Consider the following 11,486-nt stretch of genomic DNA (forward strand, 5'->3'; position numbering starts at 1 on the left):
TGCATTTTAATTTCAAGATTCTTTAAAAATTATTTTTTTTAAACTTGAGCTTTAAACTCTAAAATATGCTATCAAAAATAAATCCTATACAAACTAACAGCTGGAAAGCACTGGACGAACACTTTGCAGGAAATGACTTTGATTTAAGGTCTCTTTTCCAGTACAATAAAAATCGTTTTAATGAATTTTCTCTGAAAGGAGAAAACTTTCTTTTTGATTATTCAAAAAACCTTATTGATACAAGGACTAAGCAGTTGTTATTAAATTTAGCTGAAGAATGTCAGTTAAAAGATGCTATTTCCAAGATGTTTTCTGGAGATAAAATCAATGAAACAGAAGGTAGAGCGGTTCTCCATACAGCTCTCAGGGACTTTTCTGACCGTGAAATTTTAATTGATGGCGAGAATATAAAACCTCAGATCAAAAGAGTACTTAACCATATGAAATCTTTTTCTGAAAGTATTATTTCAGGAGAACATAAAGGTTTTAGTGGAAAAGAAATTACAGATATAGTAAATATCGGAATAGGAGGTTCTGATTTGGGACCAGTGATGGTTGTTTCAGCTTTAAAGCATTTTAAAACCAGATTAGATGTTCACTTTGTATCTAATGTGGATGGAAATCATATAGCAGAAGTTGTTAAAAACTTAAATCCAGAAACGACTTTATTCATTATTGCTTCTAAAACTTTCACGACTCAAGAAACTATGACGAATGCTAATTCTGCAAAGGATTGGTTTTTAAAAGCAGGAAAGCAGGAAGATGTAGCTAAGCATTTTGTAGCTTTATCAACTAATGTTCAAGCTGTTAAAGACTTCGGGATTGCAGAAGAAAATATATTTGAATTCTGGGATTGGGTAGGCGGAAGATATTCTCTTTGGAGTGCTATTGGATTAAGTATTGTTCTGGCTGTTGGTTATGAAAATTTCGAAGAGTTATTAAAAGGAGCCTTTGATACTGACCAACATTTTCAAAATACAGATTTTTCTGAAAACGTTCCTGTTTTAATGGGGTTACTGGGTATTTGGTACCGTAACTTTTATGCAGCAACAAGTTATGCCATATTGCCTTATTCTCAGTATCTTGACCGATTTGCAGCTTATCTACAGCAGGGAGATATGGAAAGCAACGGAAAATGTGTTGACAGAAGTGGAGAGTTTGTTGAATATGAAACAGGCCCAATTATTTGGGGTGAACCCGGAACAAATGGACAGCATGCTTTCTATCAATTGATTCATCAGGGTACGGAATTAATTCCTGCTGACTTTATTGCTTATGCAAAAAGCAGTAATAAAGTTTCTGATCATCAAGACAAGCTGCTTGCTAACTTTTTCGCACAGACAGAAGCATTGGCATTTGGTAAAAATGAAGAAGAGGTGGAAGAAGAATTACAAACCGCAGGAAAGTCTGAAGAAGAAATTGATAGATTATTAAACTTCAAGGTCTTCCATGGAAATACTCCAACTAACTCAATGCTATTCAAGGAATTAACTCCTTTTTCACTAGGCCAACTAATTGCAATGTACGAGCACAAAATATTTGTACAAGGAGTAATATGGAATATTTTCAGCTTCGACCAGTTTGGTGTAGAGTTAGGAAAAGTCTTAGCTAATAAGATTTTACCTGAGCTTGAAAACAATGAAGAAATACATTCTCATGATAGTTCTACCAATGGGTTGATCAATTATTATAAGGGTAATAAGTAAATTTGAAATATCTAATAAAAAAGTAAAATGGCAGAAATTCTTGACGGACTTAAAGTATCCAAAGAAATAAAGGCTGAAATCAAGGTTGAAGTTGAAAAGATCCTTGAAAGTAAGAAAAGAGCACCACATTTGGTTGCTATTCTTGTAGGAAATAATGGCGCTAGTAAGGCATACGTAAATAGTAAGGTAAAGGATTGTGAAGAAGTGGGTTTCCGTTCTACTCTCATAAAATTTCCGAGTACGGTCTCAGAATCCGAATTATTGGAGAAAATTGACGAATTAAACAAATCTAAAGCTGTTGATGGGTTTATCGTACAATTGCCTTTGCCAGACCAGATCGATCAGGAAAAAATCATTATGGCAATTGATCCAAGAAAAGATGTTGATGGTTTCCATCCTGAAAATTTTGGAAAAATGGCTTTGGAAATGGATACATTCCTTCCAGCAACTCCTTTTGGAATTTTAACATTATTAGAGAGGTATAATATCGAAACAAAAGGAAAAGACTGTGTAATCATCGGAAGAAGTAAAATCGTAGGAAGACCTATGAGTATCTTAATGGGAAGAAAAGATTTCCCTGGAAATTCTACTGTTACGCTTACACACTCTTACACAAAAGATATTGAAGAATATACTAAAAGTGCAGATATCGTAATTACAGCTTTAGGAGATCCTCATTTTTTAAAAGGAGACATGATTAAAGATGGAGCAGTAATCGTAGATGTAGGAATTACAAGAGTAGATGACGACTCTCCAAAGGGATATTACCTTGCAGGTGATGTAGATTTTGACAGTTGTGCTGCAAAAGCAAGCTGGATTACACCTGTACCTGGGGGAGTTGGGCCAATGACCAGAGCTATGTTGATGAAAAATACCATCATAGCTTATAAAACTTCGGTCTATAATGACTAATTAAAATGAACAAAGAAGAAGATATTTTATTAAATGAAGGTAAAATGCTCCCTGTGATGGAGCATTTTTACACTTTACAGGGAGAAGGAGCACACACAGGAAAAGCAGCCTATTTTATAAGACTAGGAGGTTGTGATGTGGGATGTCATTGGTGCGATGTAAAAGAAAGCTGGAATCCAGATCTTCATCCATTAATGAATGCAGAAGAAATAGCAGAAACTGCAGCAAAACATTCTAAAACTATTGTATTAACAGGTGGGGAACCTCTGATGTGGAATTTAGATATTTTAACCTCTAGGTTAAAAGAATTAGGATGTACTATTCACATTGAAACTTCAGGTGCATACCCAACAAGTGGTCAATTGGATTGGATCACACTTTCTCCTAAAAAAACAGGGCTTCCAAAAGAAGATGTTTATGAAAAAGCCAACGAACTGAAAGTAATTATTTTCAATAATCACGATTTTGCATTTGCGGAAGAACAAGCTGCAAAAGTTTCAAAAGACTGCAGGCTTTATCTTCAGAGTGAGTGGAGTAAACGTGACGAAATGTATCCTAAAATTACGGATTTTATTTTGGCACATCCTGAGTGGCAGGCGTCAGTTCAGACCCATAAATATCTTAATATCCCATAAAATTATGTATTTTAGCATTTCCCTTATACTGTGATAGATGCAGAGAATTCGATACTCTAGGTATTTAAAATCGATTATCCTTTTGCTTGACCTTCTGGTTATTGCATTTGTCTTTATATTCTTTTTTCTGAGCAGAAATCTGGATCTGATACATGATAGGGAAATTTGGTATGAGAATTCTTTTCCTTTGCTTTTACTTATATCTTTTTGGATTTTATTGAGTGGTAGGACTAAAATTTATAATATCCGAAGGAATCTCACCTACATTATTTTTGTAGAACGTATTGTCACCCATTTCCTTTTATTTGTGATTGGTTTGTTATTAATAAGAAAGGTGAGCAACAATAAATTTTTCAGTTCAGAATTGTCATGGCTTTCGCTGTATCTGTTTTCTTTTATATTTATTACAAAATCTTTTATTTATTTTGCAATAAAATATCTTAGATCCTTAGGTATCAACAACAGAAATGTGATGTTTCTCAGTGAAAATAGCTCCACTAAAATACTCAAAAATATATTAAAGGAAAGGAAAGATTACGGATACAAAATTTTTGATTATCATACTGAAAAAATTCAACAAAATGAACTTCAGTTTTTCTGGAAAGACAATGGTATTCATACATTATTTTTACCTCTGGAGAATTCATTTGATTTTAAAACAGAAGATGAGATTTTTAGATTAGCAGAAGCAAATAAAGTACACATTTCACTGATCCCAAATATATCGCAAACTGATCTATTCTCTTATGATTTGGCATATATTGAGACACAACCTGTTTTAAATCAAATAAAATACCCTTTAGATTATTACTCAAATTATCTTGTAAAAAGACTATTTGATATTATCTTCTCTCTTCTGATAATTGTATGCATCTGTTCATGGTTATTTCCAATAATTGCAATTTTCATCAAATTATCATCAAAAGGGCCTGTTTTTTTCATACAGAAAAGATATGGATTTCATGAGGAGGTATTTAGTTGTCTAAAGTTCCGAACAATGTTAGTGAATGATGAATCAACAACGAAAACCACATCAAAGAATGATTCAAGAATTACAAAAATCGGAAAATTCCTTAGGAAGACCAGTCTGGATGAGATGCCACAGTTCATTAATGTATTGAGAGGAGAAATGTCTGTTGTCGGTCCACGTCCACATATGCTTGCAGTAGATAATTATTATAAACCAAAAATTGGAAGGTATAGTCTTAGAAGCATGGTCAATCCAGGGATTACTGGCCTGGCACAAGTAAATGGATTAAGAGGAGATTCGGGAGACGTAAAGGTTGAAATGAAGAAACGGGTTCTTGCTGATGCCTTCTATGTTAGAAACTGGAGCTTTGCATTGGATCTGATCATTATTTTGAAAACCATTTTGTTGGTTTTAGGGGGAGATAAAAACGCAAAATAAAGAATCCTTAATAAAAAAAGTCTAATTTAGCAGAATGTTAAAAAAGTTTTTTACAGCAGTAGGAGAATATATGATCCTTCTTGGTAAATCCATGCAAAAACCTCAGAAAATGAGGGTTTTTTGGAAGCTGTTCATGAGAGAAATAAATGATTTAGGGGTCAACTCATTCGGGTTGGTTATATTCACATCTATATTTGTTGGAGCTGTAGTTGCCATCCAAATGTTTAATAATTTTGATGCTTCTTCTTTTCCCATTCCCACTTCTTTTGTGGGATATGCAACAAAAGCAGTATTGGTATTAGAGTTTTCACCTACTATTATCAGTCTTATTCTGGCAGGTAAAGTTGGCTCATATATTGCTTCCAGTATTGGAACAATGAGGGTATCAGAGCAAATTGATGCTTTGGACATTATGGGAGTTAATTCTCCTAATTTTCTGATACTACCCAAAATAATCGCTTGCGTTATTTTCAATCCTCTACTTATTGCCATTAGTATTGTATTTGGTATTGGTGGTGGTTATATTGCAGGAATGTTAACTGGAAACTGGACTGAATCTGACTATATAACAGGGATACAAATGTATATGCCGAATTTATTTGTTTACTATGCATTTATAAAAACAACTGTTTTTGCTTTTGTGATTGCAACAGTTCCTTCATATTTCGGTTATTTTGTAAAGGGGGGTTCATTAGAAGTAGGTAGAGCAAGTACACAAGCAGTGGTTTGGACTATGGTATTTATCATTATTTCCGAATTAATATTAACACAATTGATATTAAGCTAATGATTGAGGTAAAGAATCTTAAAAAAAGTTTTGATGATGTTGAAGTACTAAAAGGAATTTCAACTTCTTTTGATAAAGGAAAAGTAAATCTAATTATCGGCCAGAGTGGATCTGGAAAAACAGTTTTTCTTAAAAGCCTATTAAATGTTTATCTGCCGACTTCGGGAGAAATTCTTTTTGATGGTAAGGACATCAATACGATGTCGAGGGATGAAAAACAACATTTACGATCAGAAATTGGAACACTATTTCAGGGAAGTGCATTGTTTGACTCACTAACGGTAGAGGAAAATATCATGTTTCCGTTGGATATGTTTACGAATTTAACCTTCAGGGAAAAGAAAAAAAGAGTTTTTGAGGTTATTGGCCGTGTACATTTAGACAAAGCAAACAGAAAGTTTCCATCCGAGATCTCTGGTGGTATGCAGAAGCGTGTGGCTATTGCAAGAGCCATCGTGAACTATCCAAAATATTTATTCTGTGATGAGCCTAATTCAGGATTAGATCCATATACATCGAATGTAATTGATGATCTATTGCTTGAAATCACTAAAGAATACAACACAACAACGATCATTAATACCCATGATATGAACTCCGTAATGACAATAGGTGAAAAGATTGTTTATCTAAGGTTAGGAATCAAAGAATGGGAGGGAAATAAAGATATCCTGATTACTGCAGGCAATAAAAATCTTATTGATTTCGTTTATTCCTCAGAGCTATTTAAAGAATTGAGAGTGTATTTACTCGAGAATAATAAAACTATTGAAAATACGATCACAAAACTAGACGAAAATGAAACAAATATTTAGTATCGCACTATTAGGCTTATCAGTTTTTGCTTCTGCACAGCTTTCACTTGCTGCTAAGGCAAACTTAATTTTTCCAACAGGATCACCTTCTTGGAAAAACATCACTAATACAGCTAGTGCAGCAATAGACAACACAGGTAAAAACAATGTAGGATTTAATGTTGGGCTTTCCTTAAAAGCCAATCTTCCTATGGCCTTTTTCCTAATGCCAGAATTGTATTACACAACATTTAAGAATGAATTTACAGATCCTGTTTCTAATACGACTTTCAATATTAAAAACAACCGTATTGACTTACCAGTTCTTGTAGGGCATAAGGTATTAGGAGATATGCTTGGTGTATTTATTGGACCTGTTGCAAGTTACAACTTAAGCAAAGAAGATACCTTTAATGATTTCAAAGAAAATGCAAGAGACAATTTTACTGTTGGGTATCAGTTCGGCGCACAGGTTGAAATTAAAAAGCTACTTATCAATGCAAGATATGAAGGTGCATTTAGTAAGGATCAAAGAAATTTCGTAAACAGAGTATCTGGTGAAGAGATCAGATATGATAACCGCCCAAATTTATTTATGGTAGGTTTAGGATATAAATTTTAATCGAACGAAAATAACAACCATTAAAAAATCCTCAAATTATATTTGAGGATTTTTATTTTGATTTTCCAATTCAACCTGTCGTTTTGCAATTTCGGCAGCTTGCTTTTCCAATTCTTCTTTATCTTTTTGTAACTGCTTAAATTCTTTCCTTTTCTGCTCTTCTTTAATAGCAGTTCCTTTACTTAGATACCCTATCATACCACCGATTATGAGACCAATACCAATCCCAGCCATTATTCCTATAACGTGAGACAGTTTGATCTGCTCAACAGCAAAATCAGTAGTTAAATAAAAAAGCAACGCTGAGATTGCTAACAGTATAAGTCCTGCAATTGATATACTTTTCATAATATTGTGTTTTGGAGATTTAAAGTCTTACTCAATTTAGTGAAAAATTGAATAAGACTATGTAAAATTCTGATTATATTTTTCCTCCGGCAGCTTTATAGTATTCTAAAGCTTTTGGTAAATTTTTCTGAATATCTGAAATTCTAGACTCAGGATTTGGGTGAGTAGATAAGAATTCGGGTTGTCTGCTTCCTGAGGAAGAGGCCTCCATTCTGTTCCAGAAAGGAATTGCTTCTCTTGGGTCATATCCTGCCATAGACATTAATTGCAATCCCATCTGATCTGCTTCAGATTCCTGATTTCTTCCATATTTTAGCAATGCCACTTGCGAGCCTATCGGATATACCTTCTGGAATATACCAGCCCACTGTGAATTAGAAATTGTTCCTCCCAAGATCGATCCACCATACTGAGCAACCATGGCCTGAGAAATCCTTTCATTTCCATGGCCTGCTAAAGCATGAGAAACCTCGTGTCCTAAAACAACAGCAAGGCCATTATCATTTTTAGTTACAGGTAATATTCCTGTATATACTGCCACTTTTCCGCCAGGCATACACCAGGCGTTTAACTCATTACTCTGAAGAAGATTAAACTCCCAGCTGTAATTAGCTAGATCTGCTGATCTGCCTATACTCTGATAATACCTTTCAGCGGCACTTTTTATTCTGCTACCTACACTTACCACTCTTTTCGCGTCTGTAGTACCTGAAATTATTTTAGATTTGGATAATGTTGTTTTATATTCCTGTGAGGACATCGTCAATATTTCTGAATTATTTGCAATCTGCAAAGAAGATCTACCCGTAATGGGGTTTGTGGTACAAGCTGCAACTGATAAAGCCATTGCTCCTACTCCTAATAGATAAGTTATTTTCATAGTTTAGAGTGTTAATAATTCAACTTTAACAATTATTATTCCAAAAAGTTTTGCAAACTATATATTTGCATACATTTTGCTACTTAAAATTAACAATTATTATGGTTATGAAAAAATATATTTCACTTATATTTATTTTGGGACTTGTCTTCTTTTTCCAAAGCTGCGCTTCTCAAAATACTGGCGATCCTAAAATGGTGGATGCACTCGTGAATTCTCAGGAATTTACTTTTCATGCAGAAAGAGCAAATCCGACTAATTATGACGTTATCAATGTTATGAATTCAATGCCTAATTCACCTTCGACGAGGATCTTACAACTTAATGGCAACTATACAGTTGAAGTAAAAAATAATATTTTGGAAGTTGTTTTGCCCTATTTTGGAAGATTATTTAATCCAACTTATGGCAATACCAGCAACAATAGTTACCGATTTACCTCAAAGGATTTTACGATAGATAAATCTCAAAATAAAAAAGGAAACTGGATTGTAAAAATCAAGCCTAACGATGTAAATAACGTTGATCAAATCATCATTGAAGTTTATAAAAATGGAAAGGCTTTTACTTCTGTAAGAAGTAATGACAGGCAACCTATAACTTATGATGGGTTTATCTCTAAGAATGAACCGACTCCTTAGTCTGCATCTCTTTCATTAGATAAGAATTTTTCTACAAATAATTTAGCTTCGGTACTTGGATTAGAAATCATTGCCGAAGCATTTTTTTTATGCTGTTGATAGGCTTCTTCCATTGAATTACTTTTCTTCATCATTGCGAGAATGTATTCCTGAACCCAGTATTCAAAACGCTTTTCTGCCTGATGAGTCCTAATCCCATCAAAGCTTCCCGCCTTCTTTTTTACAGCTATAAATTCATCTATAGTATTGTAAACATCTTCTAATCCTTCATTATTAAGCGCTGAGCCTAATAAAACAGGGACTTTCCATCCTTTTTCTTTTGGTGGAATAAAATCAAGAGCTCTTTTTAATTCAAGCTTGGTATTTTTTGCTTTCTGCAAATTACTTTCTTCAACTTTATTAATGAAAATAATATCTACCATTTCCATTATACCTCTTTTAATTCCTTGAAGCTCATCTCCCCCGCCTATGATTTTTAGAAATAAAAAGACGTCTGTTATATCAGCTACCAAGACTTCTGATTGTCCTACTCCTACAGTTTCTATAAGAATGAAATCAAAACCCGAAGCCTCACAAATCATCATGGTTTCGAAAGTTGTATTGGCAACACCTCCTAAGAATCCAGAACTTGGAGAAGGTCGGATAAATGCATTTTCTTCTTTCGCCAATTCCTCCATTCGCGTTTTATCACCCAGAATACTTCCCTTATTGATTGCTGAACTTGGATCAATAGCAAGAACCGCTACTTTCTTATTATTAGCAATCGCTAATCTTCCAAAATTCTCAATAAATGTAGATTTTCCAGCTCCCGGAACTCCAGTAATCCCAACTCTTATTGAATTTCCAGTAAAGGGCATTATTGCTTTCAGCAATTCCTCGGCCTGAAGGCGATGTTCAGCTTTTTTACTTTCAACTAAAGTAATAGCTTTTGCGATCAGGCGCTTATTCCCTGATCGTATTCCCTCTATTAACTCGTCGGTAGAAAATTTCATTAATTCAAAAATATAAAAATAAGTGCCAAAACTCAGCATAAATACCCTTTAATTTTATTTCTTCTAAATTAAAACTACGGTTGATTTTATCAATGAGATAGGGAATTTGCTACATTTGTTATTAATCAAATAAAAGAAACAATGAAAAAAATAATCACTATAGCATCTTTTACTGCTGTTTTGGTAGCTTCATGTACACCAAAATCTTCAACAGCAACTTCTGCTATAGGACCCGCAGTATCCACTGCTGAACAAATTGCTCAGGGTAAAACAATTTTTGAAAGCTCTTGTACAAGATGTCATAAATTACCTGATCCTACCGCACATAATTCTGTTCAATGGGTAGGAATCATGAATGCTATGGCTCCAAAAGCAAAATTGACTGACGAGCAACATCAATGGGTTTACGATTATATTGTTTCTGTAAAAAAGTAAATCATATAAAAAATATTACAATGAAAAAGTTAGTTTTAAGTATCATTGCAGGTTCAGCTTTTATGGTTTCTTGCGGACCTAAAAGTGTAGCTGTAACAGGACCTAAGTACACTTCATCTGAACAGCTGGCTCAAGGAAAAACTGTCTTTGAAAACTCATGTAACAAATGTCACCAATTACCTGACCCTGCAAAACATGATGATCAAGGATGGATAAAGACCTTAAGCAGAATGGCTCCAAAAGCTAAATTAAATGATGACCAGCATCAAATGGTCTATGACTATCTCATTTCTGTAAATAAAAAATAAGCTTTCAAATGAAAGCTTATTTTTTTAATTCAATCCCTAGACCTGGTTTTTCGGATAGTTTTATTTTGCCGTTTTCCACAAAATTTCCAGTAGCATAGTCATTGGAAATAAGATTTGCACCATCAAGGTCGGTATAATCAACAAGGCCGGTAAGTACACAACCTGCGGAAATACCAATGGTAGATTCTGTCATGCAACCGATCATGACTTTATAATTCAGTTCTTTGGCTTTTAGAATCATTTCAAGAGCTGGGGTTAATCCACCACATTTCATTAGTTTGATATTGACACTTTTATAGTAAGGTCGTAATTCATCCAAAGATTCCAAATTCTGACAGTCTTCATCAGCCATCCAATTGGCAAGGCTTTCCTTTTTCAAAATTTGATAATGATCGATTGGTCTTGGCTGTTCGAGGTATGAAAATTTTTGAACGTCCACATTTTCCTGGAACCAAATACAGTCATTATCAGTAAAACTCGCATTCGAATCTAAAGCAATATTCTCATTCAACTGCAAAAGCTTTTCAACATCAGGCTTATTTAAACCCTTACACTTCACTTTGAATCTACTCCATTCGCTTGCCTGAATTTTCTTAATCTGGTCATTAATATCGCCGATTGATATGGTAATGGAGCTTTCAATTAAATTTTTAGAAGGAAGGTCATTGAGTTCAATAAAATTTTTCTTTTCGAGCTTTCCGAAAAGATCCCAATACGAGCAGTCTAAAGCCGAAAGTAAAAATGGATGTAGATTAAAACGCAATAAAAATAAATAAAATTCTTTTGGAGGTATTATTTTGTGAGTTTCAATTTTTGACTGAATCTCTTTTAATTTAAAAATAAAATCCCTTAGATTAATTTGGTAATAATCTATGGCAACACATTCTCCATATCCTGTTTGATTTTGGTAGGATAACTTTATAAGTAAAGCATCCCGAGAATTATAATTCCCATAGGCAATTGAAAATGTTTCTTTTAATTGAAGTTGTTTAAGTTCATAGCGCAATACCATATACTA

At 33.9% G+C, this 11,486-nt stretch carries 14 protein-coding genes; 10 read left to right on the forward strand and 4 right to left on the reverse strand.

Translation table 11 applies throughout. From position 1 onward, the window contains the following. Positions 1–65: 65 nt before the first annotated feature. From pgi to AC3WRL_RS06360, 7 genes are read left to right on the forward strand one after another with little or no spacing between them, the layout of a single operon-like run. The gene (gene pgi / locus AC3WRL_RS06330; protein WP_261510304.1) at positions 66–1,706 is read left to right on the forward strand and encodes a glucose-6-phosphate isomerase; all 1,641 of its coding nucleotides are present in this window, start codon (positions 66–68) and stop codon (positions 1,704–1,706) included. A gap of 27 nt (positions 1,707–1,733) precedes the next feature. Continuing rightward, the gene (locus AC3WRL_RS06335) at positions 1,734–2,618 is read left to right on the forward strand and encodes a bifunctional 5,10-methylenetetrahydrofolate dehydrogenase/5,10-methenyltetrahydrofolate cyclohydrolase (protein ID WP_492329951.1); all 885 of its coding nucleotides are present in this window, start codon (positions 1,734–1,736) and stop codon (positions 2,616–2,618) included. 5 nt (positions 2,619–2,623) lie between these two features. Then, positions 2,624–3,253, forward strand: coding sequence for a 7-carboxy-7-deazaguanine synthase QueE (locus AC3WRL_RS06340; RefSeq protein ID WP_492329952.1), 630 nt, complete (start codon positions 2,624–2,626; stop codon positions 3,251–3,253). A 37-nt stretch (positions 3,254–3,290) separates the two neighbouring features. Next, on the forward strand, positions 3,291–4,661 hold the full coding sequence (locus AC3WRL_RS06345; RefSeq protein WP_492329953.1) for an exopolysaccharide biosynthesis polyprenyl glycosylphosphotransferase: 1,371 nt from the start codon (positions 3,291–3,293) through the stop codon (positions 4,659–4,661). 34 nt (positions 4,662–4,695) lie between these two features. After that, entirely contained in the window at positions 4,696–5,448 is a 753-nt protein-coding gene (locus AC3WRL_RS06350; RefSeq protein ID WP_261510310.1) for an MlaE family ABC transporter permease, read from the forward strand. Further along, entirely contained in the window at positions 5,448–6,263 is an 816-nt protein-coding gene (locus AC3WRL_RS06355; protein WP_261510311.1) for an ABC transporter ATP-binding protein, read from the forward strand. The genes AC3WRL_RS06350 and AC3WRL_RS06355 overlap by 1 nt, the downstream gene beginning before the upstream one ends. Then, a complete protein-coding gene (locus AC3WRL_RS06360; RefSeq protein WP_261510312.1) occupies positions 6,247–6,864 on the forward strand; it encodes a PorT family protein in 618 nt (205 codons plus the stop codon). The genes AC3WRL_RS06355 and AC3WRL_RS06360 overlap by 17 nt, the downstream gene beginning before the upstream one ends. Positions 6,865–6,900: 36 nt before the next feature. On the opposite strand, the gene AC3WRL_RS06365 is transcribed toward AC3WRL_RS06360, so the two are convergent. Both AC3WRL_RS06365 and AC3WRL_RS06370 read right to left on the reverse strand, forming a co-directional pair. Beyond that, the gene (locus tag AC3WRL_RS06365) at positions 6,901–7,212 is read right to left on the reverse strand and encodes a hypothetical protein (RefSeq protein WP_261510314.1); all 312 of its coding nucleotides are present in this window, start codon (positions 7,210–7,212) and stop codon (positions 6,901–6,903) included. A 73-nt stretch (positions 7,213–7,285) separates the two neighbouring features. Next, positions 7,286–8,092, reverse strand: a complete 807-nt coding sequence (locus AC3WRL_RS06370) for a M48 family metallopeptidase (protein ID WP_261510316.1) — start codon at positions 8,090–8,092, stop codon at positions 7,286–7,288. A 107-nt stretch (positions 8,093–8,199) separates the two neighbouring features. Between AC3WRL_RS06370 and AC3WRL_RS06375 the strand changes: the two genes are divergently transcribed. Continuing rightward, the gene (locus tag AC3WRL_RS06375) at positions 8,200–8,733 is read left to right on the forward strand and encodes a DUF4251 domain-containing protein (protein ID WP_492329954.1); all 534 of its coding nucleotides are present in this window, start codon (positions 8,200–8,202) and stop codon (positions 8,731–8,733) included. On the opposite strand, the gene meaB is transcribed toward AC3WRL_RS06375, so the two are convergent. After that, entirely contained in the window at positions 8,730–9,725 is a 996-nt protein-coding gene (gene meaB / locus AC3WRL_RS06380) for a methylmalonyl Co-A mutase-associated GTPase MeaB (protein ID WP_492329955.1), read from the reverse strand. The two genes, AC3WRL_RS06375 and meaB, sit on opposite strands and share 4 nt — an antisense overlap. Positions 9,726–9,866: 141 nt before the next feature. Here meaB and AC3WRL_RS06385 point away from each other — a divergent pair, with 141 nt between their 5' ends. Continuing rightward, positions 9,867–10,160 carry a c-type cytochrome gene (locus AC3WRL_RS06385; protein ID WP_261510321.1) on the forward strand — a complete coding sequence of 98 codons (294 nt, stop codon included), beginning with the start codon at positions 9,867–9,869 and terminating at the stop codon, positions 10,158–10,160. 20 nt (positions 10,161–10,180) lie between these two features. Continuing rightward, positions 10,181–10,468 (forward strand): cytochrome C, encoded by a 288-nt coding sequence (locus AC3WRL_RS06390; RefSeq protein ID WP_261510322.1) that lies wholly within the window; start codon positions 10,181–10,183, stop codon positions 10,466–10,468. Positions 10,469–10,484: 16 nt separating this feature from the next. On the opposite strand, the gene AC3WRL_RS06395 is transcribed toward AC3WRL_RS06390, so the two are convergent. Then, the gene (locus AC3WRL_RS06395) at positions 10,485–11,480 is read right to left on the reverse strand and encodes an enolase C-terminal domain-like protein (RefSeq protein ID WP_492329956.1); all 996 of its coding nucleotides are present in this window, start codon (positions 11,478–11,480) and stop codon (positions 10,485–10,487) included. Positions 11,481–11,486: the final 6 nt, after the last annotated feature.

It is taken from the genome of Chryseobacterium sp. FW101-FHT12H09, from assembly GCF_058790395.1.